The sequence below is a fragment of the Phaeobacter inhibens DSM 16374 genome, from assembly GCF_000473105.1.
Lineage (GTDB): Bacteria > Pseudomonadota > Alphaproteobacteria > Rhodobacterales > Rhodobacteraceae > Phaeobacter > Phaeobacter inhibens.
The window spans coordinates 45,067-70,668 of sequence record NZ_AXBB01000007.1 but is presented as its reverse complement, the minus strand read 5'-3'; the positions used below and the strand labels follow the sequence as shown (position 1 = coordinate 70,668).

The 25,602-nt window shown below is 63.5% G+C and carries 20 protein-coding genes; 8 read left to right on the top strand and 12 right to left on the bottom strand.

Translation table 11 applies throughout. The annotated features are described in order from the left end of the window. Positions 1-75 precede the first annotated feature (75 nt). The gene (locus INHI_RS0103275) at positions 76-873 is read right to left on the bottom strand and encodes a helix-turn-helix transcriptional regulator (RefSeq protein WP_254656830.1); all 798 of its coding nucleotides are present in this window, start codon (positions 871-873) and stop codon (positions 76-78) included. A 485-nt stretch (positions 874-1,358) separates the two neighbouring features. Here INHI_RS0103275 and INHI_RS0103270 point away from each other — a divergent pair, with 485 nt between their 5' ends. Further along, positions 1,359-2,444: a Fic family protein gene (locus tag INHI_RS0103270; RefSeq protein WP_027246712.1), complete on the top strand. Its 1,086-nt coding sequence runs from the start codon at positions 1,359-1,361 to the stop codon at positions 2,442-2,444. Between the two features lie 32 nt (positions 2,445-2,476). Here INHI_RS0103270 and INHI_RS0103265 read toward each other — a convergent pair whose 3' ends face one another. Next, positions 2,477-2,776, bottom strand: a complete 300-nt coding sequence (locus INHI_RS0103265; protein ID WP_027246711.1) for a DUF2218 domain-containing protein — start codon at positions 2,774-2,776, stop codon at positions 2,477-2,479. 276 nt (positions 2,777-3,052) lie between these two features. Here INHI_RS0103265 and INHI_RS0103260 point away from each other — a divergent pair, with 276 nt between their 5' ends. Continuing rightward, positions 3,053-4,948 carry an ABC transporter ATP-binding protein gene (locus INHI_RS0103260; protein WP_027246710.1) on the top strand — a complete coding sequence of 632 codons (1,896 nt, stop codon included), beginning with the start codon at positions 3,053-3,055 and terminating at the stop codon, positions 4,946-4,948. Between the two features lie 53 nt (positions 4,949-5,001). Here INHI_RS0103260 and INHI_RS0103255 read toward each other — a convergent pair whose 3' ends face one another. The 6 genes from INHI_RS0103255 to INHI_RS0103230 form a co-directional block, all read right to left on the bottom strand. Next, positions 5,002-5,868 carry a sugar phosphate isomerase/epimerase family protein gene (locus INHI_RS0103255; RefSeq protein ID WP_027246709.1) on the bottom strand — a complete coding sequence of 289 codons (867 nt, stop codon included), beginning with the start codon at positions 5,866-5,868 and terminating at the stop codon, positions 5,002-5,004. Continuing rightward, the gene (locus INHI_RS0103250; RefSeq protein WP_027246708.1) at positions 5,865-7,187 is read right to left on the bottom strand and encodes a DUF6005 family protein; all 1,323 of its coding nucleotides are present in this window, start codon (positions 7,185-7,187) and stop codon (positions 5,865-5,867) included. The genes INHI_RS0103255 and INHI_RS0103250 overlap by 4 nt, the downstream gene beginning before the upstream one ends. After that, positions 7,184-8,488: an AMP-binding protein gene (locus INHI_RS0103245; RefSeq protein WP_027246707.1), complete on the bottom strand. Its 1,305-nt coding sequence runs from the start codon at positions 8,486-8,488 to the stop codon at positions 7,184-7,186. Before INHI_RS0103245 ends, INHI_RS0103250 begins: the two co-directional genes overlap by 4 nt. A gap of 2 nt (positions 8,489-8,490) precedes the next feature. Beyond that, positions 8,491-10,239: an IucA/IucC family protein gene (locus tag INHI_RS0103240; RefSeq protein WP_027246706.1), complete on the bottom strand. Its 1,749-nt coding sequence runs from the start codon at positions 10,237-10,239 to the stop codon at positions 8,491-8,493. Continuing rightward, positions 10,226-12,058: an IucA/IucC family protein gene (locus tag INHI_RS0103235; RefSeq protein WP_051338938.1), complete on the bottom strand. Its 1,833-nt coding sequence runs from the start codon at positions 12,056-12,058 to the stop codon at positions 10,226-10,228. The genes INHI_RS0103240 and INHI_RS0103235 overlap by 14 nt, the downstream gene beginning before the upstream one ends. Positions 12,059-12,422: 364 nt before the next feature. Next, a complete protein-coding gene (locus INHI_RS0103230; protein WP_027246704.1) occupies positions 12,423-14,417 on the bottom strand; it encodes a TonB-dependent receptor plug domain-containing protein in 1,995 nt (664 codons plus the stop codon). Positions 14,418-14,686: 269 nt separating this feature from the next. On the opposite strand from INHI_RS0103230, the gene INHI_RS0103225 reads away from it, so the two are divergent. From INHI_RS0103225 to INHI_RS0103205, 5 genes are all read left to right on the top strand, one after another. Further along, on the top strand, positions 14,687-15,670 hold the full coding sequence (locus tag INHI_RS0103225) for a siderophore ABC transporter substrate-binding protein (protein WP_027246703.1): 984 nt from the start codon (positions 14,687-14,689) through the stop codon (positions 15,668-15,670). Next, positions 15,663-16,658 carry an ABC transporter permease gene (locus INHI_RS0103220; protein WP_014876568.1) on the top strand — a complete coding sequence of 332 codons (996 nt, stop codon included), beginning with the start codon at positions 15,663-15,665 and terminating at the stop codon, positions 16,656-16,658. Before INHI_RS0103225 ends, INHI_RS0103220 begins: the two co-directional genes overlap by 8 nt. Next, entirely contained in the window at positions 16,651-17,652 is a 1,002-nt protein-coding gene (locus tag INHI_RS0103215; protein WP_051338937.1) for an iron chelate uptake ABC transporter family permease subunit, read from the top strand. The genes INHI_RS0103220 and INHI_RS0103215 overlap by 8 nt, the downstream gene beginning before the upstream one ends. Next, entirely contained in the window at positions 17,649-18,407 is a 759-nt protein-coding gene (locus INHI_RS0103210) for an iron ABC transporter ATP-binding protein (RefSeq protein ID WP_027246700.1), read from the top strand. The genes INHI_RS0103215 and INHI_RS0103210 overlap by 4 nt, the downstream gene beginning before the upstream one ends. A 98-nt stretch (positions 18,408-18,505) precedes the next feature. Continuing rightward, positions 18,506-19,843, top strand: a complete 1,338-nt coding sequence (locus INHI_RS0103205; RefSeq protein ID WP_027246699.1) for an NAD(P)/FAD-dependent oxidoreductase — start codon at positions 18,506-18,508, stop codon at positions 19,841-19,843. A gap of 55 nt (positions 19,844-19,898) precedes the next feature. Here INHI_RS0103205 and INHI_RS0103200 read toward each other — a convergent pair whose 3' ends face one another. Continuing rightward, positions 19,899-20,390, bottom strand: coding sequence for a GlcG/HbpS family heme-binding protein (locus tag INHI_RS0103200; protein WP_027246698.1), 492 nt, complete (start codon positions 20,388-20,390; stop codon positions 19,899-19,901). 81 nt (positions 20,391-20,471) lie between these two features. On the opposite strand from INHI_RS0103200, the gene INHI_RS0103195 reads away from it, so the two are divergent. After that, on the top strand, positions 20,472-21,104 hold the full coding sequence (locus INHI_RS0103195) for a Crp/Fnr family transcriptional regulator (RefSeq protein ID WP_027246697.1): 633 nt from the start codon (positions 20,472-20,474) through the stop codon (positions 21,102-21,104). Between the two features lie 37 nt (positions 21,105-21,141). Here the strand turns inward: INHI_RS0103195 and INHI_RS0103190 are convergent, their stop codons facing one another. The 3 genes from INHI_RS0103190 to gcvH form a co-directional block, all read right to left on the bottom strand. Continuing rightward, positions 21,142-22,185, bottom strand: coding sequence for a helix-turn-helix domain-containing protein (locus INHI_RS0103190; RefSeq protein WP_027246696.1), 1,044 nt, complete (start codon positions 22,183-22,185; stop codon positions 21,142-21,144). 91 nt (positions 22,186-22,276) lie between these two features. Further along, a complete protein-coding gene (gene gcvP / locus INHI_RS0103185; protein WP_027246695.1) occupies positions 22,277-25,132 on the bottom strand; it encodes an aminomethyl-transferring glycine dehydrogenase in 2,856 nt (951 codons plus the stop codon). A gap of 100 nt (positions 25,133-25,232) precedes the next feature. Next, complete coding sequence (gene gcvH / locus INHI_RS0103180) at positions 25,233-25,598, bottom strand: glycine cleavage system protein GcvH (protein WP_014876560.1); 366 nt, start codon at positions 25,596-25,598, stop codon at positions 25,233-25,235. Positions 25,599-25,602: the final 4 nt, after the last annotated feature.

Sequence of the window (25,602 nt, the reverse complement as noted above, 5' to 3'; positions counted from 1 at the left end):
TCTGCGGGCGGTTTCCTTGTCCTTGCCAGCAGGGAAGAACGCCGGACAGGGGTAAATGCGGATGTTGCCTGCGGGTTAGAGCTGGGTGTTGCGGTCCGGGGTGCGCTCTGCTGCGGCGAGCACGCCGATTGCTTCGACCCGGTTGCGGACGTTCAGTTTGCGGTAGATGGAATTGGCGTATTCCGACACCGTATGCGGTGAGATCTTGCACACCGCGGCGCATTCCTTGGAGGTGAGGCCCTGACTGAACAGGTAGAGCACTTCGCGTTCACGCGGGCTGAGCCGGGTCAGCGCTGCCGGGGGCGGTGCGATCAAGGGGCGGTCGAACCCGGCCCCCTCCGCATCCGGTTCGGAGGGATTGGCGGCGGGGCTGCTGGCGGTCTGGCGCAGCTCCTCCATGCGGCGGTGAATGATCAAGCAGAGAAACCGCAGGCTGTCGGTCTTGCCCGCCACATGCGCGATGAAGCTGTCGTGGGTCTGCGCGGTGCCAAGGTTGAAACCGCCAAACCGATCTGATCCCTGCAATCGCACCGGGATGGCGATGCCGGCGCGAAATCCGGTTTTGGCCGAGGCCCCGCGGATGAAGGCCATCTCCTCGGCCTCCAGATAGGGATGATCGGAGAGAAATTCCGTGCCGGTGAACTGCGGCTCATAGCTGTTGCAGCAATGATCCAGAAACGGATCTCGATGGCTGGGCAGCTGCTCATAGATCTGCGGCAGGTTGGTGTGGATATGGGGATGGCTACGGTCGCCCTCCACGGTGAGGTAGATGGCATAGTCAAAGCCCATGGTCGCAAAGATTTGCAGGGCCTGCGCCCATAGCGCATCAGTGCTGTTGCAGCGTTCCAGACTGTCGATGTCGGTCCAATCCACTGAGATACCCCCTAATGTTAAGGGATAACACCTGCCCTGCGCCATTGCTAGCTTGGCCGAGGTGTTGCGTGCATCTCCTGTCGGTCCTCGGATCTGTTTTGGCAGGCGGTGAATGCGGCGCTGGTGGCCTGCTGTGAGTGGCGGGGCATCCTTTTGTTTTTGCAAGGCTGCGCATCTGGTGTGAGGCCAGCGCGCGGCGGGGTGAAGACAGCAAAGCCTGATGGGCTTGACCGGACGTCGCATTACCGCATGGCGTATGGTCGGGGAGGCGCAGGGAAGGGTCGAATTCTGCGACCCGCACCACTGCCAGGGCCGTGGCAGCGCTTGCCGGGGGGCAAGGCCACGGCCAATTGGCGTCATTCTTCCATTGTTGGCAGTATCCAGGAGGGGGCAGCGGTCCTCTTTTCGCTCTGTGACTTGATTAGAGGGTATATTCAGATCATATTGACGTCACTTTTGATTTGAATAAGAGGGCCAATCTCCTCATGTCACAGATCTGGCAAACGCTTGCCTGGCCGCGATTTGGCTATGATCACGCAGGTATCGAACCGGACCTGGCCCGCGCCGCTGAGGCGGTGGGCGAGGTGACGGGCCTTGTCCACGGGCTGACCCCGCAGGAACAAGAGGATCTGTTGCTGCGCCAGATCGTGCAGGAGGCGATGGCCTCCTTCGGAATCGAAGGCGTGGCACTGGATGCGAGCGAAATCGAAGCCTCGGTTGTGGCCTCGCTGCGCCATCGCGACCGGGCGGCGATCTCGCGGCGCTCGGATGCGGTGGCGGAGCTGATGCTGACGGCGCGCCGGGCCGATCAGCCGCTGGACAGCGCGCAAATCCTGACCTGGCACCGGTTGCTGTTCACCGGCATGGAGGTCGAGGATCTGGGCCGCTGGCGGCAGTTCGAGATGGAGATTGTGCGCTCCGCGACGGCAGGTCCGGGGGATGTGCTCTATAAGGCGCCGCCGCCGGATCGGCTGGAGGCGGAGATGGCGCAGTTCCTTGACTGGGTGAACGCCGATCAGGGGCTGCCAGTGGCGGTGAAGGCGGCGCTGGCGCATCTGTGGTTTGAGTCCATTCACCCGCTGTCAGATGGCAATGGCCGCATTGGGCGCGCCCTGATCGAACATGTGTTTGCCCGCAACCGTGCATTGCCGTTCTCGCTGTCGCGACAGGTGGAGCGGGACAAGAAAGCCTATTATGAGGCGCTGCAGGCCGGGCGCAGAGTGGGCGCGACTGGCACGATTGACGCCACCGAATTTGTGCTCTGGTTTCTGCGCACGCTGACGCGGGCCGCGGCCTCGGCGCGCGATGAGGCGGGGTTCATCCTGCGCCGCAATCAGTTCTTTCTGCGCTATGGACCGATGTTGAATGACCGTCAGGCCCATGCGCTGCGTCTGCTGTTTAAGCAGGGACCAGAGCGGCTGGCGGTTGGGTTGAGCGCCAAATCCTATCGCAAGATCACCAAGACCTCTCCGGCCACCGCCACCCGCGATCTGCGCGCGCTGGAAGCGGCCGGCGTGGTCACGCGAATGGAGGCCGGCGGGCGCTCCACCGCTTATGCGATCCAGTTCTGACCTCTGGTCAGGTTTTTATGTCTGACCTCTGGTCAGGCAGGAGCCGTTGCGGAGGCCCAGGTCATCGCCTCAAATTCTTCGCGAAAGGCAAAGCGCTTCAGGTGGTTGTCGATGATCTGGCGGGCGTGATCCAGCTCTTCGGCAGTGGGGGCGGTGACCTCGGCGCGGAGGTGTTGGCCCTCGGCGGTCAGGGTCGCAGGCCCCATGCCCAGTGCCACGGTGCCTTTGGTATCATCATGGGTGACGGCAACCTTATGGGCGAAATGTTTGCACAGCTGTTGCAGGTATTTGGAGGCATTCGGCGTGTCGAAATGGCCTGTATCCGTGAGCATCCGGCTTAATCCTTAGTTTTTCTATCAGATTTGAAAGATAGAGATTCTCCCGCGCGGTGCAAGTCGATTTCCCGGTTGCAGGACATTGCCCATGGTGGATTATCCGGCTGACAAGGCAGCGCTGTGGGATTAGAACGGCGGCGCTATGGTGCAGGCAGATGTCGTGTCAGACATCGGGAAATACGGCGGCGCAGGGCGCGCGCCGGTCCCGGATGATGCGAAGAACAGGCGACCCACATCTCAGGCGAATTTCACTTCATCCTTGAGAGGGACCTTATGTTCCGGGCTTTTGAAAACCTTGTCGACCCTTTTGCGGCGTCACAGATGGCGCCGCCGCAGGCGGGTCTTTGGCGGTATCTGATGCAGCAGCTGGTGCCTTATCGCAAATGGCTGCCGCTGATGCTGGTCACCGGCGTGCTGACCGCGCTGATGGAAAGCGGGCTGATTTTCTATGCCGGGCGGCTGGTGGATCTGATGAGCGCGAGCGGCGCCGCTGCATTCTGGGCCGATCACGGCGGTGAGATGATTCTGGCGCTGCTCTGCGTGCTGCTGCTGCGCCCGACGCTGGTCGGGCTGAACCACCTGCTGCTGGAGCAGACGCTGTCCTCCAACCTGCAGGAACAGGTCCGCTGGCAGGCGCATCGGCATCTTCTGGGGCAGTCGGTTGGCTTCTTTCAGCATGATTTTGCCGGGCGGCTCAGCAATCGGGTGATGCAGATGGGGCCTGCGGTGCAGGACAGCGTCCATATGATGTTTGAGGCGGTGCTCTTTGCGGGGACCTATATGCTGGGCGCGGTGGTGGTGCTGTCGCAGATCGACTGGCGGCTGGCGGTGCCGCTGCTGATCTGGGTGGTGATCTACGCAATTTATGTGCGCCATGTTGCCCGCAGTGTTGCGGCGACGGCGGAGAAATGGTCCGACGCGCGCTCCGGGGCGACCGGGCGGATTGTCGATGCTTATGGCAATATCGAAACCGTGAAGCTGTTTGCGCAGGGCGGGCAGGAGCTGGGTTATGCGCTGTCGGCGCTGCGGCGGCTGCGGGCGCGCTATCAGCGGTTCATGCGGATGATGACCACGCTGGCCTTTGGCAGCATTGCCATCAACGGTGTGTTGATCCTGATCGTGGTGGCTCCGGCGATCTGGCTGTGGACGCTGGGTCAGGTCAGCGTTGGGGAGGTGGCCGCCGTCGCGGCGCTGACCATCCGGCTGAACGGCATGAGCGGCTGGATCCTCTGGGTGACGATCCGCCTGTTTGAGAATATGGGCGTCATCCGCGAGGGGCTGCGGTCGCTGGCCACACCGCATGCGATTACCGATGCGGAAGATGCGGCTGCCTTGCATGTGAGCCAGGCAGAGATCCGGGTGGAGGGGCTGCATCACAGCTATGGCAAAGCATCGGAGGATGGCAGCGGAGGTGTGGCGGGGCTTGATCTGACGATCGGAGCCGGACAGCGCATTGGCATTGCCGGGCCGTCCGGTGCGGGCAAGTCGACGCTGGTGTCGCTGTTGTTGCGGTTTGACGATCCCGAACGGGGGCGCATTCTGATCGACGGGCAGCCGATCACTGGCGTGACACAGGACAGCCTGCGGGGGCAGATTGGCGTGGTGACGCAGAACACCGCGCTGGTGCACCGCTCGGTGCGGGCCAATATCCTCTATGGCAACCCCGGCGCCAGCGAGGCGGAGATGGTGACGGCTGCCAAACGCGCCCGCGCCCATGACTTCATTCTGGGGCTGCGCGATCAGGCGGGGCGGACCGGCTATGACGCCCATGTGGGCGAGCGCGGTGTGGCGCTCTCCGGCGGGCAGCGGCAGCGGATTGCGATTGCGCGGGTGGTGCTGAAGAACGCGCCGATCCTGATCCTGGACGAGGCGACCTCGGCGCTGGACAGCGCGGTGGAGGCCGAGATTCAGGAGACGCTGATGGATGTCATGCAGGGCAAGACGGTGATCGCCATTGCGCATCGCCTGTCCACGATTGCGCAGATGGACCGGATTGTCGTCATGGATCAGGGCCGCATCACCGAAGATGGCAGCCATGCCGCGCTGCTGGCGCTGGGGGGCACCTATGCCATGCTATGGTCGCGGCAGGCTGGGCGGGGTGACGTCAGTCGGGATGCCTCTGATCTGGACCAGGGATCGAACAGGCCCGGCGCTCTTGTGACCGGTTGAGGGGCACAGACACCGGCGCGGTTTCAGATCCGCGCCGGTGGCGGCAGCGGACGCTAGCCCACCGAGGCGGTTTGGTGTGTAGTGCCGGTTTGACCTGCCGTGGTTGGTTCCGCAGCGGTCAGGGCGCGGATCTCCGCGATGTCATTTTTCAGGGTCTGAAACACCTCATCGCCGAACCATTCCAGTGAGGCCTCGCAGGGGCCGTCTTGCCACATCTCCCGCAGCAGGCTGCGGTAGTCATAGGCCCCTTCCATCAGCGGCACCATGCCGGTTCGACAGCCGGCCGCGCTGTAGACATTCGCGGGGGCAAAGACGGGCAGTCGGGCACGGTCCGAGACGTTTTTCAGGTGGTAATGCGCAATTCTGGGCAACAGGGTCCGGCGGGCCGTCACCGGATCATCACCGCCTTCCCAGACGTGGAGCGCATCGAAGTTGATGGCCAGCGCATCGTGGTTGGTGGCGTCGATCAGCGCCACGGTTGAGGCGAGCGTATCGGCCAGCGTGCCGGGGTGGGTCTCCACCAGCAGGCGCAGGCCGTGATCGGCGGCGATATCGCAGGCGTGGCGCAGGGCGCGGGTGGTCTGGTCGCGGTCCGCCGCCGGGACCGTGGCGCTGGCCTGCATCCCGGCAAAGGTGCGAATCTTGCCCGCGCCCCAGGTTTGCGCCAACGCACATAAGGCGCGGGTTCTGCGGGTCAGCTCCTGCCGGTCCTGCAGGGGCAGGTAGTCGCTGATCATCGGGATCGACAGCCCCTGTGCGGCCATCCACTGCGCGTTATGGATCGCCAGCGGCGACTGATTGCGGGCATGAACGCCCCAAAGCTCAATCCCCTGAAACCCGGTATCCCGCGCCCAGAAGGCAATGTCCTTCAGGTCGATCAGCTGGTGGCGAAAAGAAATGGTGCAGAGCGAAATCTTCATGCCGGCTCCCCTTTGAGTATGGCCCTTGTTTCATGGCTTCGATTGGGTGAGATGGACGCGGCGACCTGAGTGGTGCGGCACCAGGTCTGAAACTGCGCATGAAGCGCTGTCTTGATTGTAAACTCCAGCCGGTCCAATGCGTCCAGTGCCGCGATCAGTTCCGGCAGCTGGTCGCGGTCGCGGGTATGCGCCAGTTTGGCAGCCTGAAAATGCAGCCGACGGAACCCCTCACAAAGGGCCTCGACCTGATCGCAATGGGCGTCAAACGCCGCAAAGGAGAGCCCCAGCGCGCGCCAGAAGAAGGCAAAGGCGTGTTCATAGGCGTATTTGCGCAGCGACAGCACCGGCAATTCGCGCAGGGCGATCTCCAGCTCCGGCAGTGCCAGCGGCCGCTCGGGGTGGCCGTGATAGGTGATGATCCGGCGCAGGGCGTCCGTCAGCGGGTTGGCGTCCGGGCGGAAGGTCGCGTTGAAATAGGCCACGAGGTCCTGAGGTTCGGGCGCGCGGGCGCGCGTGCTGTCGAGGATATAGCCGCCCGCCACGCTGGGTTGCGCCATCGCATTGAGGATGGCGGCACGCGGCAGGTCGCCCCGCCAGCGATAATCCGGATCGTTCATATGCCAGACCTCGGGGTCGGCGGTCGGCTCGATAATGACGAAATGCGGAAACGGGTCCTGATTGTATTTGGTGTCCCGCTCCGGCAGGTGGAACATATCGAGCATCACCACCAGCTGGCGGTCGGTGGCCGGGGTGTGGAGCAGTTTTTCAAAGCGGGTCAGGTTGTCGGATTTCGACAGGGCGGGATCGTGCCACTGGCTGACGCGGATGCCATACAGTTGTTCGACCCAGCGGATATAGTGATCCTGGGTCATCTCGGCGCTGTGATAGGCCAGATGCTGCTGGGCGGTGACAGCAAAATCGCTGTCCCATGTGCCGAAGTAGAAGGGCCGGAAATCCAGTCCCTCATGCCGCCGGATCGCCGCACAGAGACAGCTGACAAAGCAATGTACGGTGATCTCGCTCGGGTCCTGATTGGCGGGGGCTGCCTCTGGTTCGATGGCAACCGCTGCGGATGGGCTGGCCAGAAGCACATGGATCAGATCGGCGACGGTGACGAAATCCTCCTTGCGGAAATCACGCTCGGGGATCGCAACGCCGTGGTCGGTTTCCAGATGCACCAGCAGGTTGATCAGCACCACGGAGTCGATATGCAGATCATCGTTCAGCACCGCCTCGGGTCCGAATTGTGCCATATGCGGATTGGCCAGCGGTCCGGCGAGGGTCTGCTGCATTGCGTGCAGCACGCTGTCGAAGGTCATGCGGGCACCTGCTGATCGGCTGTGTGATCCGTGCCGGATGCGTATCTTTCGGCGATGTCGCGGCGACTGATCTTGCCATTGGCCTGACGTGGCAGGGCGGGGAGGCGACGCAGCAGAGCAGGTTTTTGATGATCGGCCAGCAGATCGGCGCATTGGGCGCGCAGCTGCGTCTCGCTGAGGGTGGCGCTGACGAACAGCAGCCCCACCCGCGCGCCGGCCTGCGGGTCGGGCAGGCGAAAGGCGACGGCATCCTCAACCCCCGGCAGGCACATAACCGCGCGTTCGACATCCTGCGGATAGACGTTCAGCCCGGCCACGTTGATCATATCATCCGCACGGGCGGTGAAGACCAGCCCGCCATCGGCGGCGAGATAGCCCAGATCGCCGGTCTCGACCCAGTTGCCCCCAGCGGCATCCGTGGTGGCCGGACCCCCAGTCGTCAGCTGTACGCGGACCTGGCCGGGGGTGTCGGGCGCGCCTGCCTGCAGATCGAGATGCGGCAGCGGGTGGCCGACATCGCAGGGCGCCTGCAGGTCCTGATTGATCGCAATACAGCCCACTTCGGAGCAGCCATATTGCTGGAACAGATGCCGGGTGCGGGCGCGGATCAGCTGGAACCATGGATCGGGCAGCACCGTGCCCGAGGTGACGGCGGCGTTCAGTTCCTCGTCACGGGGCAGCAGCTTGGCAAGGGTATGCAGCATCGCAGGCGAGGTATAGAGCACCGGGTTTGACACCTCGCGCAGGCGGCGCAGGACGTACTTCGGGTTCACCGCATCAATGATGACCGGCACATGGCCACGATGTAGCGCCACCAGAACCCCCGGAATCAGCCCGTAGGAATGGGTCACCGGGCAGGCGATCACCGGCGTCATCTTAGCGGCGCTGGCAAAGAAGTCGGCGTAATGGCGGACCTCTGTTGAGATGTTGTCCCAGCTGCGGGTGATCACCTTGGCCGCGCCGGTGGTGCCGGAGCTCATCTGCACCAGAACGCCGGCGCCGGGGCGCGCGCTGGCGGTCTGACCGGGCTGCCGGGGCAGCGGTTGCGGGACAAGATTATCCTCCAGAAACCAGTCGCATCCGGCTTTGGTCGCCATCTGTTTTGCGGCCTCCGCCGGGATATCGGCGTGGATTGGGAAAACGCCGGCCTTGTGGTCCTTCAGGTAGAGCAGGGTTGCGAGGCCGAGGCCGGTGTCGCGCATCCGCAGGGCGTAGCGGTGGTGCAGATCATCGCCAAGCGCCTGTTGCAGTCTTGGGTGCAGCGCGGTGGGGTCAAGGGGGGTGTCATTCAACACAAACATGGTCAGCTGTCCTTTGCAGTGGCCAGAGGGTTGTCGATCAGATGGCGATAGGCGCCGATCCGGTCGGGGTCGATTTTGCGGGTGATCAAGCTTTCGGCGTGGATCTGCGGCGCAAAGGGCGCGAGGGCGGCCATGCGCTGTGCCTGCCCGTGATCGGCGGCGTAGCGGTCCAGCCGCGCGCGCAGGCGCTGCCAGAAACGGGATTCAGGCAGGTCGAACTGGCGCTGCATGAGGTCCGACAGATCCGCGAGATTGAAGACAAACAGCGTGTCCATCACCAGCTCGCGCAGCCCATCACCACAGGCCAGCGCGTGGAACCGATCCAGCGGTGCGGTGGCAAAAACCGGGTCAATCGCGGCCAGATCCGGGCAGAGATCCGGGCGCGACAGCAACGGCGCCACATATTCCACACCATCGTGAAAATCGCGGGCGATGATGCCGGTGGGCCAGCCATTGTCATGCTGCAGGATGAGGTTTTGGCCATGGGCCTCCAGCCCGATGCCATGGGCCACCATCAGATGCCAGACCGGCAGCACCGCCGTTTCAATCAGCTGCGCCAGCCAGCGGTCGCGGCCATGGGTCGCGATCCAGGGCGCGATCAGGGGCTGGCCGTCTACCTCGGTCAGGGAGAGCGCATTGAAGGGCATCATCTGATTGTCCGCCAGACCGAGCGAGGCCGGGCTTTGCCGCCATATCGCGGCCAGATGCCCCGCTAGCGCGGTGCCGCGCCCGGCGATGATGCCGGCATATTCCGGCAGCAGGGTCAGCGGGTAGTCGTGCTGCAGCAGCGGGTCGGCGGCGATCACCTTGACCAGCCAATCGGATATGACCGGCGCAACGGCCACGGTTTCGGGGATCAATGTGCGCAGGGAAGAGGTGTTGCGCATGGTCATTGCGGTTTTGACATGGGCGCGCTGCGGCTGGTCGGCATTCATCAGCGTGCGCACCGATTGGGTCGCCCTGTAGCGGTCGCCGATCTCACCAATCATCACGAGCTGACCGCCGGATTGCCACGCCAGAATTAGCGGATCCTGCGCCAGCTGGTCCCATTGCCAGGGATGGACTGGCAGCAGGGCAAAGCCCCCGGTTCCCAGATCAATGCCCTGATCTGCGGCGATCCCTTGGATGCGGTTCCACTCTTGCTGGCCCAATTCGCGGGACCAGAAATCATCGTCGGGCAGGTTTTGCTGGATCAGATCATGGTGAAACAGCAGCCCGATCAGGCGAAAGCGCTGGCCCGCTTCCGGCCCAAAGCGCAGATGATCGGTATCGCTGAAGCCACTTCGGGCCTTGTAACACGGGTGGTAGGGGTGGCCTTCGTGAAGGGCGCGCTCCATCTGTGCAACGCCCAGCTGGTGCCGCCGGGGCGGGCGGGGGATCTGCTGGTGGTTGAGGTCATCCAGTTCTGCGGTGCGCCGCAGATCGGTGCGCAGGGCGGCCAAGGCAGCCTCCGGGGCGTCAATCGATGAGAGCACATCCTCCAGATCGGCAGGTTGCCAGCCGTGATCGCGCGCGATTTCGATGCTGTCCTGCGTCAGCCGGTAGCGGCTGAAGGCGCCGCAGCGCCCCTGCGCGCGAAACATCGTAGGGCCGAGATGCCAGCACAGCCTGCCGTCCTGCGTGGTGACCCCCTGTGCGCAGCCCTCGCTCAGCAATGCTTCGCAGAGTTGGCGCAACACGCGCTGCATGGCATCGGTCGGGCTGCAGAGCCGCAGGGCGGGTGTCGGGATGGCACAGTCAGGCAAAGGCATCGGCAACTGCCTCCGTGGTTTGGGTTCGCAGAGCAGCAAGCGGGTTGGGCATTTCGAGAAACAGCCCCTCCTGTGTGTCGGTCTGCAATTCATCGAGATCATGCAGGCGGGTCAGCAGATTGGCTTTCGTCGCCAGTCTGGGCGCCTGCAACAGGTCGCTGACCAATGCGCGCGCGGCGCCGGTCAACTGGGGCATCATCTGCTGCAGGTGGTCGCGCAGCTGGTGCAGAAGGGCCTGTTCCGGCACCAGCCGGTCACAGCCCATACGCCAGATCACCGCAAAGATCTGATTGACCACAAGGTAATAGGTCAGCCGCGCATTGATATGGCTGCGGCTGAACACCAGAGCAGGCACATCGGCGAGGCTCGGCTCCATCCTGCTCAGCTGGGCAAAGGCGTCTTCGGTGATGAAATAGCCCTGATTGTCGCGATAGAAGCCCTGCCGGGGCAGCCCCTCGGACAGATCCAGTAAGGCGTTCTGCTGATGCGCCTCAAGGGCGATGCCGTGCCGGTCATAGAGCGTCAGAACCGGGGTGAGCATACAGTCGAGATAGGCGCCGAACCAGCGCGTCGCCGCCTGTCTGCGGTTGCTGCGCTGGCGCGCGGCGAGATCGCTGATTTGCGTGGCCAGCAGCGAGGCGCGCCCCGGGCGCGGATCCGCAGTGAGGGCCGCCAGCGTAAAGATCCCGTCACCGGCCGCGCCCTGAAACGGGTTGCGGCGAAAGATCACCTCAAACCCACTTTCGCCGCCCTTCGGGTCGGTCACGGTCAGATAGGCGGGGTCGTCGATGATCTGAAACTGCGGCAGGCTGTCCGTGATGTTCAACCGGCGCAGCAGCCGCGCCATCGCGACGCCCTGCTGCAACTCACTGGTGAGGGTGACGCGCAGCGAATTGGTCAGCCGCACAGGAACCGAGAATTTCAGCATCCATGGACAATCGGCGGCAAAGACCGTCCGCAGCGAGGAGCTGGCTGTGAAACGGGGGCCAGCAGGGCCAAGGTTGCGCAGCTGACCGCTGGCGAGCAGCGCTTGCACCGCAGGGGTCAGCAACAGCGCCTGCGCCTGCAGCGGATGCGCCGGGATCAGCTGCTCACCGGGCCGCAGGGAACGGCCATCCAGCAGGTCGTCTATCAGGCCGGGGATTTCGGTCAGGATTTCGCAAACCGGCGCGACCGCGCTGTCTTGGCGGGTGATATCGGCCCGTGCGGCAAAGAGGTGCAGCTGGAATTCACCGGCATACTCAGGGGCATAGGCCACCTGTTGCCAGTCTGTCATGCCATCCCGGCTCTTGGGTGTGGGATGCAGCCAGTGGCCATAGACCAGCGATTGCTCGGCCTGGTGGAACCCGGTGGGACGGGCAGCGGCGGTGTGGTGGAGGGCGGCTTCGATCTCGGCGTTGCTGTTGAAAATGGCGCGGAGAAATGCGGGGAGTTTGGCGGGATCCGTCGCCCCGGCGCGATGGAAACACTCCTGAGCGATCAGGCTGATCACTTGCGTCGGCGGGACAGGCTGCCAGTAGCGCTCACCGCTGAAGCGCAGCTGAGCGGCGCCGAATTTCAGCGGTCCGGTCATTGAGACATAACGCAGCTGAAGGCGCAGCATTGCAGGGGTATGTGCCAGTGCGATGTCGATCTGAGGGCGTGGATCCGTGGAGGATGGCCTGCGGTCTTCGGGCAATGAGGGGCATTCGCGCAGGAAACCGTTGACCAGCGCCTGAAGACTGGCGGCCAGCGCAGTCTGCGCGGCGATGGCGCAGCCGGAGGTATCGGCCTGTGCAGGTGTCGGCGCGGGGATCAGCGCGGTTTGACAGGCGATCATGGGTGTGGCCCCACAGGCCGGGCGGCCCCCGAAAACCGGGTTATCCGGATGGGTCGGTGTTGAATTTGGTGCATCTCTCACAGCGGTTCCGCAGCCATGCCGGACAGGACCACAGGTTCACCGGCATGGTGATCCCGGCGGGTGACTCCGTCTGGCGATTTGAAATGGGAACTGGCGGAATGCTGGCGGCTAAGCGGCGGGAAGGATCCGACCGCATTGGCATGATGTCATGCGCGTTAACTAGGAAATACCAGCATGATTCAAAAGGCGCTTTATCGCGATAGGTGTATTCTTGCCGAAGCAGGCGCGCCCACAAAAGAGGCACGCCCGCAGGTCAGGGGTCGAAGGCGATCAGGCCGGTGCCTCAGAAGGAGACGTTGGCCACGAGTGAGACCGAACGGCCCGGCTCTTTCAGCGTGGGAAAGCCGGGGTAGTCGCCGCCATAGGTGGCGCGGTCGGCGTATTGACGATCAAAGACGTTGTTGATCTCGGCGCGGATCGTCACGTTGTCATAGGCCGCCGGGCGGTATTCGGCAAAGAGGTTCAGAACCTCGTAGCCTTCAAGCTGGGTTGTGGCGTCGGCCTCATTCAGCTGCTGGTCGTAGTCGAAGGCCGCATCAATATGGCCGCCAACAACCAGGTCCCATTGTGGCAGTTCCTGCTGCACCTCAAGCGCGAGCACCTGACCGATCGGGGCGCCGGAATCCAGCACGTAGTAGCTGGAGGTGGCGGCGCCGTTGACGCGGGTTTCGCTGTCGGTGAAGGTCAGACGGGCAAAGCCGCTGTCCCAGCCATAGGTGGCGCCCAGATTGTAGCCCCGGCTTTCGAAATCATAGCTGGTCACTGTCGGGCCTGCGACATCGCGGGTGTCGTCGATCTTGGTCTGGAAGGCCTCGGCACCGAGGGTCCAGTTGCCGCTTTGCCAGTCGGCACCGACCACCACGTTGCTGGCTCGGCGCGGTTTCAGGGCGGAGTAATCCCAATCGCGGAAGAACAGGAAGTTATCCTCAATCCCGATGCCGCCAAAGACGTTGGAATAGCCTGCCCGCAGTGACAGCGCATCATTGACGTCATAGACGATGGAGAGATTGCCGCTCAGCCCGGAGCTGTCCTGCTCATAGGGGCGACCGCTTTGGCCAAAATCCTGCCCGGTGAAGGCATTCCAGTCATAGCGCAGACCGGCGGAGACCTTGAGCCGGTCACTGGGTTGCAGGCGGGCCTGCGCAAAGACGCCGATGGTCTGGCTGGTCTCGGAGGGGCGGTTGGTGCCCCAGTAGTCGCCGCTGGCGGAGCTTTTCTGGTCCTGAAAATCAATCCCGGCCGTGATGGTGTCGCTTTCCGACAGGTGGAAGCGGTTCTGGAAGGTCGCGGAATAGGTCCGGGTCACACCCACGCTGGTTTCGGTGGTGCCGATGCTGCCGATCTCATTCTCGGAAAAACCGATGGTGGCCGAGGGATCCCAGTTGCCGCCGCCGTTCACATCCTCGTAGCGCAGCGAATAGACGGTGCGCTTGGTGTCGTAGACCGTGTCCAGTGGGTTGAAGGAGGCGGTGCCGAAATTGGCGCGGCGGTTGCGCAGGGCGGTGTCCTGCATCTGCTGGCCGGAGAATTCAAACCGGTGTCCGGCGTCGGTCTCATAGGCCAGTTTCAGCAGGCCGGCTGTCAGGTCGCTGCGGGTGCCTCCCACGGTGTTGCCGGCACCATCGGTGTAGTCGTCACCGGTCATGCGCTTGCCGTAGAGCAGGATCTCGAAACCGTTGGATTGCCCTGCCAGCGTCAGCGAGGTGCCGAAGGTATCGCCATTTTCACCGTAGCTGAGGCGTGTTTTGCCGCCAATGGCCTGGCCTTCGGTCAGGATATCTTCGGCATCGATGGTTTCCATGACCACCCGGCCAGCCAGCGCACCGGGGCCTGCATCGGCGGGGGCCACACCGGGGTCAACCCGCACGGATTTCATCAGGCCAGGATCAAAGGCATTGGCGCTGGCGTGGTGAAACACGCGGTTGTTCTGGCTGACGCCATCCACCTGCACCGCCAGTTTCAGCATGTCGATCCCGTTGACATAGATTTTCTGCGCGACGGGAATGGCGCCGCCAACCGAAACGGAGGCGATGCCTGCAAACAGATCCTTGAGATCGCCCATCGCGGCGCGTTCGATTTCGGCATCTGCGACATAGACGGCGGTTGCGCGGTCTGCGGCGTCGCCGTCGGCATCGCGCTGCTTCACGATGATCGGGTCCAGTGACAGGACGCCGTCGCCCTCTGCGTGGCCTTTGGTTGCGGAAAACACCGTCAGGGCCGTGCTGCACAGCAGACCGGTCAGGAGGATGGATGATTTATGTGCTGTGGTATGTGCCATGGTAACCCGCGTGATAAACTGGAGTTAGCTGGGGTAACCTGGCTGCGCCCGCTTTGGGGCTGTCGGTCTCATAGTGAGCAATGGTCCCCCGCGCAAGCAGGGCGTTAAAATTATTTCCCGCTGTCGCCCCGGACGCAGCGTCACGGGTCACCTGCGACGGGGCGCGGGCGGGAATGGTCTCTGGACTTTTGCCGCCACCCGGCCTAACAAGCGGGCGATTTTGAGCCAGCCTGATTGCCAGCCGTTATCCATCTGACGGGATTGAACACATGGCAAAATGGACGCGATTGCAGCTGGCGGCTGCGCTGATGCTTGGGCTGGTCGGCCCGGCTGCAGCAGATCAGATCACAACAGACACAGACCGCGCCACGGTGCCTGTCATGACGGCTTTGGGCATGCGGGAGCTGCCTGCGCTGCCGCAGAAAATTGTGGTGCTGGACATCGCCGCCGCCGACACGCTGGCAGCGCTGGAGGTGCCCATCGCGGGGCTGCCGTCGCGGCTTTATGTGGATTATCTGAACAAACAGCAGGCCGAGGCGGCCCCAATGGGGACGCTGTTTGAGCCGGATTTCGAGGCGATTGCGGGACTGGCGCCGGACCTGATCGTAGCGGGTGGCCGCTCCTCCCGTCAGGTTGAGGCGCTGTCGGAGATCGCGCCCACCATTGATATGACCATCTGGGGCGCGAGCCACGTTGATCTGGCGCTGTCGCGGCTGCGCAGCTATGGCGCGCTGATGGAACGCTCTGCGACGGCGGCAGCCCTAGAGGCCGCGTTTCTGGCCAAGCTTGAGGCGGCGCGGGCTGCCGTTGATGGGCGTGGACGGGCGCTGATCGTGATGACCAACGGGCCGAAGGTGACCACCTATGGCGCTCAGTCCCGCTTTGGCTGGTTGCATGGCGCGCTCAACCTGCCGGAGGCGGTGATCGAGCAGCCCGAGGCGACCTCTGGCGATGAGGCCCAGACCGCAAAGGCGGCCGAGGCCGCAACCCATGGTGAGGCGATCTCATTTGAATATATCGCGCAGGCCAACCCCGACTGGCTGATTGTCATCGATCGGGCCAGCGCCATCGGGCAGGACAATCAGGCCGCCGCCGCCACGCTGGACAATGCGCTGGTGACCGGAACCGAAGCCTGGAAAAAAGGTCAGATCATCTATCTCGACTCCGCTGCGATCTACATTGCAGGCGGTGGAATCCAGTCGATGACAGCCACGCTGGAGCAGATCCGTGCGGGCTTTGCCGTCGGTGGCTGACGCTACGGGATCCGCAATCGGGCCGGGCAGATCCGCACGCGGCGCGATCTGCCTGTGCCTGTTGCTTTTGGTGCTGCTGGCGGGACTGAGCTGCGCAATCGGGGTCAATCAGACCTCACCGCTTGCGCTGTTGCAGGACCCAAAGGCGGCGCAGCTGCTGCTGATCAGCCGCATCCCGCGCACGCTGGCGGTGATCCTGACCGGGGCCACGATGGCGGTTGCCGGGGTGATCATGCAGCTCCTGGTGCGCAACCGCTTTGTCGAACCGGGCACCACCGGCACCAATGAAGCGGCAATGCTGGGGCTGCTGGGCGCAACCTTACTGGCGCCAGCGCTGCCGATCTTTGCCAAGATGTTATGTGCGGCGGTGGCGGCCTTGTTGGGCACACTGGTGTTTCTGGCGCTGGCCCGGCGCATCCCCCCGCAGCAGCCGCTGTTGGTGCCACTGGTGGGTCTGGTCTATGGCGGCATTCTGGCTGCCGCCGCCGGTTTCATCGCGTTTCAGGCCGATCTGCTGCAATATCTCGCGATCTGGATGAGCGGCGAATTTTCTGGCGTGCTGTCCGGACGGTATGAGCTGTTGTGGCTGGCGGGGGTGCTGGCGGGGCTGGCCTATCTGGTGGCGGATCAGTTTACCATTGCCGGGCTGGGCGAGATGGCCAGCCGGGGGCTTGGCCTGCGCTACGGGCAGGTGCTCGGCTTTGGCGTGGTGGTGGTGTCGCTGGTGTCGGCGCTGGTGATTGTCACGGTTGGGGTGTTGCCCTTTGTCGGGCTGGTGGTGCCCAATCTGGTGTCGCGGATCATGGGCGACAACCTGCGTGACAGCCTGCCCTTGGTGGCGGCGACAGGGGCGGGGCTGCTGCTGGTCTGCGACATGCTGGGACGGCTGCTGCGCGCGCCCTACGAGATCCCGGCCGGCACGGTTTTCGGGCTGTTTGGGGCGGCGCTGTTTCTGGTGATGCTGCTGCGACGGCCCGCCCATGGCTGAGGTAACCCTGTTGCGCAGGAGCGGGCGGCGGCTGGTGCCGCTGGACCGCCGGTTGCTGGTACTGGCGGGGCTGCTGATTGGGGCAGCCGCCAGTTTTATCGGCTGGGGTCTGCCGTGGACCGATGGGGCGCCGTCGGTCTATATCCTTCAGCTGCGCGCGACGAAGCTGGCGGGGCTGATCTGCGTCGGCACGGCCATTGGCCTTGCGACGGTGCTGTTTCAAACGCTGAGCAACAACCGGATTCTGACACCCTCGATCATGGGATTTGATGCGCTGTTTCTGTTGATGCAGTCGGTCATGGTGATGATGCTCGGGCTGGCGACCATGGCCCAGCTGTCGGGGTTTGCGGGGTTTCTGCTGAATGCGGGTGTGATGATGGTGGCCGCGCTGCTGCTGTTCACTGGCCTGCTGCGACGCACCCGCGGTGACATCCAGTTGATGATCCTCGTCGGTGTGGTGATTGCGGTCCTGCTGCGCACCCTGGCGGTGTTTCTGCAACGACTGATGGATCCTTCGGCCTTTGCTGTGGTGCAGACGCGGATGTTTGCGCAGTTCGGCAGCATCGACCGTGGCGCGCTGATGGCGGCTGTCGGGGTGACCGTGCTGGCAACGCTCTGGCTGCTGCGGCGGGCGGCGCTGCTGGATGTGGCGGCGCTGGGGCGCGATCAGGCCCGCAGTCTGGGGGTTCGATACGACCTGCTGCACATGCAGCTGCTGTGCATTATTGCCGCGCTGGTCTCGGTCTCGACGGCGCTGGTGGGGCCGATTGCCTTTCTTGGGTTGCTGGTTACCAGCCTCGCGCACAGCCTGATGCAAAGCCATCGGCACGCCCTGCTGCTGCCCGCCTCGGCGCTGATTGCCGCCATTGTTCTGGTCGCCGGACAAACCCTGTTTGAGCGGCTTTTACAGCTGCAGTCCAGCCTTGCGATCGTGATTGAATTCTGCGGTGGCCTGCTGTTCATCCTGCTGCTGCTGAAAGGAAAACTGAGATGATCGATGTGACGGGCCTGTCGTTCACACTGGGTGACAAACCGATCCTGGACACGGTGGATGCCTGCCTTCCCGCAGGTCAGATCACGGCGCTGATCGGACCGAACGGAGCCGGGAAATCGACACTGCTGAAGTTGATTGCGCAGCAGCTGACGGCCAGCTGGGGGCGGATCTGCCTGTCGGGATGTGATCTGCGCAGCATCACGCCGGAGCAGCTGGCGCGCCGAATGGCGGTGGTCGGGCAGCAGTTGGACGTCGCGAGCCGGGTGCGGGTGCGCGATCTCGTTGGTTTCGGACGCTGGCCGCACAGCCGGGGTCGGCTGCGGGCAGAGGATCAGGCCGCAATTGCCGATGCGCTGGCGCTGTTTGAGCTGGACGATCTGCGCGACAGGTTTCTGGATGAACTGTCTGGCGGTCAGCGGCAACGGGCCTTTATCGCGATGGCCTATGCGCAGGATACCGACTGGTTGCTGTTGGATGAACCGCTCAACAATCTCGATCTCAACCACGCGCGCAATCTGATGGCGCAGCTGCGGCATCTCGCCGATACGCGCGGCAAGAGCATCGTGATCGTGCTGCATGATCTCAACTATGCGATCAGCTGGGCCGATCATGTCGTGGCCCTCGCTGCTGGGCGCGTTGCCTTTGCCGGACCGGTGGCGGAGGTGGCGACAAGCGAAAGCCTCAGCGCGCTTTATCAGACGCCGGTTGCCCTGTGCGAGGTCGAAGGCCGCCCCATCGCCTGCTATCACGGCTGACGCGGCCCGTCTGTCGAAGGTTCTTGCGCGGGATTGACTGCACCGGGGTCGGTGCGGATAGATCCGGGGTAGCAACTGACATGGGATGACGCGCCCGGATGAGACGTATTTACGAACCCCTTGCCTATACCGACCGGCCTATCAGGGCCCGGTATTGGGACCGCTTCCTGCCGGATCCTGCGCCGTGTTATGAACCCCTGCAGGATGAGGTCACGGCAGAATTTGCCGTAATCGGTGGCGGTTATACCGGGCTGTCGGCGGCGCTGACACTGGCGGAGGCGGGGGCCGATGTGGTACTTCTGGATGCGCAGCGCCCGGGCTGGGGGGCTTCGGGGCGCAATGGTGGACTGGTGTCGGTTGGCAGCGCGAAGCTGGCGGATGATGCCATCCTGCGCCGCTACGGACAGGCGGATGCGGAACAGTTTTTCGCAGCAGAGCGCGCCGCCGTCGATCTGGTGGAGACTTATGTGGAGCGACTGGCGCTGGAGGTGGATCGCCACTCGCGCGGGTATACATTTGTGGCGCATCGTCCCGACCGTCTGACGGAGCTGCATGACTATGGGCAGGAGTACACCCGCCGCTACGGGCTGCCTTATGAGTTTATCCCGAAGGAAGAGATGGCCGCGCATGGGTTGAACAGCCCGGAGTTTCATGGCGCCGTCAACTTGCCGGTTGGCTTTGCTCTGAACCCGATGAAATTCGTGCTGGGCCTGACCCGCGCGGTGGAGGCAGCCGGAGTGCGGATGTTCTCCGACACGCCGGTGCAGGCGATCACCCCGGCGGCGGGCGGGTATCTGTTGCAGGGGCCGGCGGGGCAGGTGCGCGCCCGGCACCTGCTGATTGCGACCAATGGCTATTCCTCGGATGATCTGCCACAGGCGCTGGCCGGGCGTTATCTGCCGGTGCAGTCCAATATCATGGTAACCCGTCCGCTGAGCGAGGCGGAGATCGCTGATCAGGGCTGGTGGAGTGAGCAGATGGTCTGCGACAGCCGCACGCTGCTGCATTACCTGCGCCTGCTGCCGGATCGTCGCCTGTTGCTGGGGCTGCGCGGCTCGGTTCGGGTGAGCGAAGAGAATATCGCGGTCACTAAGGCCAGGGCCCGGGCAGATTTTGACCGTATGTTCCCAGCCTGGCGCGCGGTGGAGACGGCGCATTTCTGGTCCGGCCTCATCTGCATGACCCGCAATCTGGTGCCCTTTGCCGGGGCGATACCGGGGATGAAGAACGCCTGGGCCGCGCTTGGCTATCATGGCAGCGGCGTCTGTATGGCGCCTTATGCCGGGGCGTTGATCGCTGATCAGGCGCTGGGGCGCCACCAGCGACCGCACCCGGATCTGATGCAGCGGCCCCTGCGCCGGTTTGAGCTGGGCCGCTGGCGGCGGTTGTCGCTGCCGCTGGCCTTTGGCTGGTATCATCTTAAGGACCGGATCTGATCCGACGAAGGGCCGCGCGCGGTGATGTCCAGACGCGGCCCCTGTGCTGGCTGGCTTATTCGCCTGCGTCCATCACCTGTTTGATGCCGACCTCGCCGCAGCCTTCCTCAATATTCGGATCGGGCGCGCCGGACAGGCCGATGGCACCAATCAGCGCGCCGTCGTGAAAGATCGGCAGCCCACCGGTGAGCAACAGAATATCGTCTTCCATCTTGCCAAGCTGGCTATACCCCTCGGCCTCCGGCGCCTGGTTCAGGACTGAGGTCGGGATCTTCAGGCTGGCAGAGGTATAGGCCTTGCGGAAACTGGTGTGGATCGTATTGGCACCGGTGCCGTCGCCGCGCTGGAAATAGACCAGACGGCCCTGATCATTTACAACAGAGACGGAGACCACGGTTTCGGATTTGGCGCATTCGGCGATGGCGGCTTTCGTAATGGCCTCAGCCACGGCCACGGTCAGAACCGGGCGTTGGGGCAGCTCAACTGCGCTGCTGGCAAGCGGTGACAGGGCAATCGCAATAGAAAGCGAGAGGGCGGTTATTTTCATCGTGCTCTATCCTGTGTAGCTGATGGTCAGCAGGCTAATCGGCCCGGCCCTGTTGAGACGACAATCTGGATTGGTATTGCGATGAAAAACCTGACCTCGGACCGATGGCTCGACCAATGTCTGCCACAGACGCAGGCGGCGCTGCTGGCGCAGGGACGGTCCCGGCGGTACGGCAAGGGGGAGGGTATCCATCAGATCGGCGATCCTGCGACGGAGCTGTTTTTCATCCGGTCAGGCGCGGTGCGGTTTGGCGCGGTGAACAAAGAGGGCAAGGCGTTGATCGTGCGGGATCTGATAGCGGGCCACTGGTTTGGCTTTATTGGCTGCTATGGTTCCGGCACGCGGCCAAACGATGCCTCAGCGCTGACTGACACGGTGCTGGTGCATGTGCCGCTCAGCGCGGTGGAGGCGGCCGGCAAGGCGGATCCGCTGTTGTGGCGTGCGATCAGCGGTATTTTGGCAGGCTATGTCGGTCATTTCTACAAGACCTATGAAAACGCGGTTTTTTTGCCGTTGGAGCAACGGTTGCGCGTGGCGCTGGCACAGCTGTGCAAATGGCAGGGGACCACAGCGCTGTCGATCAGCCAGAGCGACCTTGCGGCCCTCCTTGGCGTTACCAAGGAGGCGGTGGGGGTCAATCTCAACCTGCTGAAGGCGGACGGTCAGGTGGACCTTGGCTATCGCTCGGTGCGCTGTCTGTGGCTGGAGACCTGAGGCCTGAATCGGAACGCTCCGGTGCAGGCCTGCCCGTTTACATCACCCGGCTGTCCGCCTGCGCGGTCTCGGCGTGACGAAACCGGCGCGGGCGCATGGTTTCGGGGGCCACGCCGCGAAAGGCGCTGCGGCGGATCACATCGGGGGAATGACCATAGGTTTCGCGGATGTGCTGGCTGAGGCTCTGATAGCTGCCAAACCCGGTGGCGACCGCGACCTGGCGCACCGGAATATCGGTCTGGGTCAGCAGCTGATGGGCGCGCTCCACCCGCAGCGCGCGATAAACGCTGAGCGGTGAGCGGTCGAAATGCCGGGTAAACCGGCGCTGCAGGCAGCGGGTGGAGACATTGAGGCTCTCGGCCAAGGCAGCGACCGAAAGCGGCGCCTCAATGTTGTCCTGCATCACCGCAAGACATTGGGTGATCAGCGTATCGCCTGCGGATTTCTGTTCAAGGTTGAGGGCAACGCGGCTTTTGGTTGGGCGTTTGCCGGTATCAAGGCCAAGGTAATGCGCCATGCCATCAGCGGCCAGCCGTCCGCAATCGGCGGCAACGATATCCAGCAGCATCCGGGGGGTAGCGAAATTGCAGATCGCCGAATGCACCGTGCCGGAGACAGCGGTTGCGGCGCCGTCCTGATCCTGACGCAGGCTGCATTCCCCGGCTGAGGCAAGGAAATTCGGGTGGATTGCCAGATCGTGATCCTGACCTCGGGCCAGTGCATCCAGCAGGAACACCGCGCCACCAACAAAGGCGCTGCGTTCGGCCAGTCGCATCACCTGATTGACGCGGGCGCGCTCCTTTGCGGACAGCTGCCAGCGGCTGTGAATATCGCCGAGAAACACCACCAGTGAGCGGGGGCGGGCACCGGCCGGACCGCTGGAGAGCATATCCAGACCACAGATGCGCACCCGATATTGCACCCCGTCCAGCAGCTCATTTGCGGCCTCGAACAGATCGAGAATGATCTGGGCGGAGGAGCGCGGCGCGCCTTCGGGAAGGACAACGTCGATGTGGCGCAAGGCGCGGCCATGGGCAAAGGCAAAATCGGTGTCGCCGTGGCGCGGGGCGTGGATGGTCATCTGTCTGCCTCTCGTACTCTACGTGGATTGGTCCGGACAGGAGGGCCGCCGGTCGTGTGACCGGCGACACCTCGGGTCTTGGGAGGGAGGCTTATTCAGCCGCCTCTGCGTAGTCCTCCATCGGAGGGCAGGTGCAGATCAGGTTGCGGTCGCCATAAGCGTTGTCGACGCGGTTCACCGCCGGCCAGTATTTATCAACGCCGAGGTTACCCGGAGGGAAGCAGGCCTGCTCGCGCGAGTAGGGGCGATCCCACTCACCGACCAGATCGCGCACGGTGTGTGGTGCGTGCTTCAGCGGGTTGTTTTCGGCATCGATCTTACCGTCGATGATATCCTGCGCTTCCGACCGGATGGACAGCATGGCTTCGCAGAAGCGGTCCAGCTCGTCCTTGGGTTCGGATTCCGTCGGCTCCACCATCAGGGTGCCAGCCACCGGCCAGGACATGGTCGGCGCGTGGAACCCGCTGTCGATCAGGCGCTTGGCCACATCGTCAACGGAGACGCCAGCCTCGTCATTCAGCGGACGGGTGTCCAGAATGCACTCATGCGCCACACGACCGGATTCCGACGTGTAGAGGATCGGATAGGCATCCTGCAGACGCGCGGCGATGTAGTTGGCGTTGAGGATCGCCACCTTGGTCGCCTGGGTCAGGCCAGCACCACCCATCAGCAGGATATACGCCCAGCTGACCGGCAGGATCGAGGGCGATCCGAAGGGCGCCGCCGAGACCGGACCCACGGCGGTGCCGTATTCCGGGTGACCCGGCAGGTGTTCGGTCAGATGCGCCTTGACGCCGATCGGACCCATGCCGGGGCCACCACCACCATGCGGAATGCAGAAGGTCTTGTGCAGGTTCAGGTGGCTGACGTCACCGCCAATATCACCCGGACGGGACACACCCACCATCGCGTTCATGTTGGCGCCATCGATATAGACCTGACCGCCGTGATCATGGGTGATCTGGCAGACCTCCTGAACGGTGGTCTCGAACACGCCATGGGTGGACGGGTAGGTGATCATGCAGCCCGCAAGGTGGTCAGAGTGTTTCTCTGCCTTCTCCCGGAAGTCCGCGACGTCGATGTTGCCGTTGTCGTCCGCTTTGATCGGAACCACTTTCCAGCCCACCATCTGTGCGGAGGCCGGGTTGGTGCCATGGGCAGAGGTCGGGATCAGGCAGACATTGCGATGCGCCTGGCCACGCGATGCGTGGTAGTTGCGGATCGTCAACAGGCCCGCGTATTCGCCCTGCGCACCGGAGTTCGGCTGCTGGGAAATCGCGTCATAGCCGGTGATCTGGCACAGCTTGTCGTTCAGATCGTCGATCATCTGGTGGTACCCCTGCGCCTGATCCTCGGGAACGAAGGGGTGCAGGTTGCCAAATTCCGGCCAGGTGACCGGGATCATTTCGATGGTCGCATTCAGCTTCATGGTGCAGGAGCCAAGCGGGATCATCGCGCGGTCCAGCGCCAGATCGCGGTCGGCCAGACGGCGCATGTAGCGGGTGATCTCGGCCTCGGCCCGGTTCTTGTGGAAGATCGGGTGGGTGAGATACGCGCTGTCGCGCAGCATGGCTTCGGGCAGACGGTACTGCTTGTTGGAGCTGTCGTCCTTGCGATCGATGCCAAAGGCACCCCAGACGGCCTCGATGGTTTCGGGGCGGGTCTGTTCGTCCAGCGAGATACCGACCTTGGTTTCGCCGACGCGGCGCAGGTTGATGCCCCGCTGAACGGCGGCTTCCATGACGGTTTTCTGCAGGTGGCCAACTTCGACGGTGATGGTGTCAAAGAACACTTCCGGTTCAACCTTGAACCCGGCCTCTTCCAGACCAGCCGCCAGACGCGCAGTCTTGCGGTGTACGGACTGGGCAATCGCCTTGATGCCATCGGGACCGTGGTAGACGGCATACATCGATGCGATCACCGCCAGCAGCGCCTGTGCGGTACAAACGTTGGAGTTGGCTTTTTCGCGGCGGATGTGCTGCTCGCGGGTCTGCAGCGACAGGCGATAGGCCTTGTTGCCGCGCGCGTCGATGGACACACCAATGATCCGGCCCGGCATCGAGCGTTTCAGCTTGTCCGAGGTCGCCATATAAGCGGCGTGCGGGCCGCCGTAGCCCATCGGAACGCCGAAACGCTGGGTGGAGCCGATGGCGATATCCGCGCCCATTTCACCGGGGGATTTCAGCAGCGCCAGCGACAGGATGTCGGCGGCCACAACCGCGATGCCCTTGTGTTCGTGCAGGGCGGCGATCTGGTCGCTGAAGTCGGTCACGTGACCATGGGTGCCGGGATACTGGAAGATCGCGCCAAAGACGGCGCCCGCGTCCAGCTCTGCCGGTTCGGCAACCACAACATCGATGCCCAGAGGCTCGGCGCGGGTCTTGATCACGGCGACGGTTTGCGGGTGGCAGTTCTTGTCCACGAAGAAGGCCGCGTTATTCGCCTTGGAGCGCGAACCGCGATGCGCCATCGCCATGGCTTCGGCGGCGGCAGTGGCTTCGTCGAGCAGCGAGGCATTGGCCACCGGCAGGCCGGTCAGATCGCTGACCATGGTCTGGAAGTTCAACAGCGCCTCAAGACGGCCCTGCGAAATCTCGGGCTGGTAGGGCGTGTAAGCCGTGTACCAGGCGGGGTTTTCCAGAATATTGCGCAGGATCGGCGCGGGCGTGGTGGTGCCGTGGTAGCCCTGACCGATCAGGGAGGTCAGGACCTTGTTCTTGCCCGCGATCTCTTTCATGTGGAAGAGCGCATCGCGTTCGGTCATCGCCGGGCCCCAGTCCAGCGCCTCTTTCTGGCGGATGGCGGGCGGCACAGTGGCGTCGATCAGCTCATCGAGGGTGTTGAAGCCGATCACCTTCAGCATATCAGCCATTTCACGCGGGCTGGGCCCGATGTGGCGGCGATTGGCAAAGTCGTAGGCTTCGTAATCAGTCAGTTTGAAGGCCATGGGAATGTCCTAATTCGTGGTGGTCCCGCCGGACCATACCGGCGGGTAATCAAGGGAGGGATCGGGCCAGCACGACAGCCGGCCCGGCCCATCAGCAGGATCAGCCGATCAGGGCCTTGTAGCCGTCCAGATCCATCAGATCTTCCAGCTGGGCGCTGTCGGAGAGCTTGATCTTGTAGATCCAGGCCGCGCCTTCGGGGTCTTCGTTCAGGGCGCTGGGGTTGTCGGCCAGATCTTCGTTCACGGCGGTGATTTCACCATCCAGAGGCGCGTAGATTTCCGACGCCGCTTTCACCGATTCAATGACGCCGATCTCGCCGCCTTTTTCGAATTCTTCACCGCTGTCCTGCTGCTCGACAAAGACAACTTCGCCCAGCTGGTCAGCCGCGTGTTTGGTGATGCCGAGCGTGGCGGTGTCGCCCTCGACGGTGATCCATTCGTGATCTTCGGAATAATAGGTGGTCATCTCG

Excerpts from the sequence above, each read along its gene's own strand:
- INHI_RS0103210 (WP_027246700.1), top strand. The coding sequence starts at position 17,649 with ATGATCGATGTGACGGGCCTGTCGTTCACACTGGGTGACAAACCGATC.
- INHI_RS0103195 (WP_027246697.1), top strand. The coding sequence starts at position 20,472 with ATGAAAAACCTGACCTCGGACCGATGGCTCGACCAATGTCTGCCACAG.
- INHI_RS0103250 (WP_027246708.1), bottom strand. The coding sequence starts at position 7,187 with ATGACCTTCGACAGCGTGCTGCACGCAATGCAGCAGACCCTCGCCGGA.
- INHI_RS0103200 (WP_027246698.1), bottom strand. The coding sequence starts at position 20,390 with ATGAAAATAACCGCCCTCTCGCTTTCTATTGCGATTGCCCTGTCACCG.
- INHI_RS0103235 (WP_051338938.1), bottom strand. The coding sequence starts at position 12,058 with ATGATCGCCTGTCAAACCGCGCTGATCCCCGCGCCGACACCTGCACAG.
- INHI_RS0103255 (WP_027246709.1), bottom strand. The coding sequence starts at position 5,868 with ATGAAGATTTCGCTCTGCACCATTTCTTTTCGCCACCAGCTGATCGAC.
- INHI_RS0103260 (WP_027246710.1), top strand. The coding sequence starts at position 3,053 with ATGTTCCGGGCTTTTGAAAACCTTGTCGACCCTTTTGCGGCGTCACAG.
- INHI_RS0103240 (WP_027246706.1), bottom strand. The coding sequence starts at position 10,239 with ATGCCTTTGCCTGACTGTGCCATCCCGACACCCGCCCTGCGGCTCTGC.
- gcvH (WP_014876560.1), bottom strand. The coding sequence starts at position 25,598 with ATGACCACCTATTATTCCGAAGATCACGAATGGATCACCGTCGAGGGC.
- INHI_RS0103245 (WP_027246707.1), bottom strand. The coding sequence starts at position 8,488 with ATGTTTGTGTTGAATGACACCCCCCTTGACCCCACCGCGCTGCACCCA.
- INHI_RS0103190 (WP_027246696.1), bottom strand. The coding sequence starts at position 22,185 with ATGACCATCCACGCCCCGCGCCACGGCGACACCGATTTTGCCTTTGCC.
- gcvP (WP_027246695.1), bottom strand. The coding sequence starts at position 25,132 with ATGGCCTTCAAACTGACTGATTACGAAGCCTACGACTTTGCCAATCGC.
- INHI_RS0103270 (WP_027246712.1), top strand. The coding sequence starts at position 1,359 with ATGTCACAGATCTGGCAAACGCTTGCCTGGCCGCGATTTGGCTATGAT.
- INHI_RS0103225 (WP_027246703.1), top strand. The coding sequence starts at position 14,687 with ATGGCAAAATGGACGCGATTGCAGCTGGCGGCTGCGCTGATGCTTGGG.
- INHI_RS0103265 (WP_027246711.1), bottom strand. The coding sequence starts at position 2,776 with ATGCTCACGGATACAGGCCATTTCGACACGCCGAATGCCTCCAAATAC.
- INHI_RS0103230 (WP_027246704.1), bottom strand. The coding sequence starts at position 14,417 with ATGGCACATACCACAGCACATAAATCATCCATCCTCCTGACCGGTCTG.
- INHI_RS0103205 (WP_027246699.1), top strand. The coding sequence starts at position 18,506 with ATGAGACGTATTTACGAACCCCTTGCCTATACCGACCGGCCTATCAGG.
- INHI_RS0103215 (WP_051338937.1), top strand. The coding sequence starts at position 16,651 with ATGGCTGAGGTAACCCTGTTGCGCAGGAGCGGGCGGCGGCTGGTGCCG.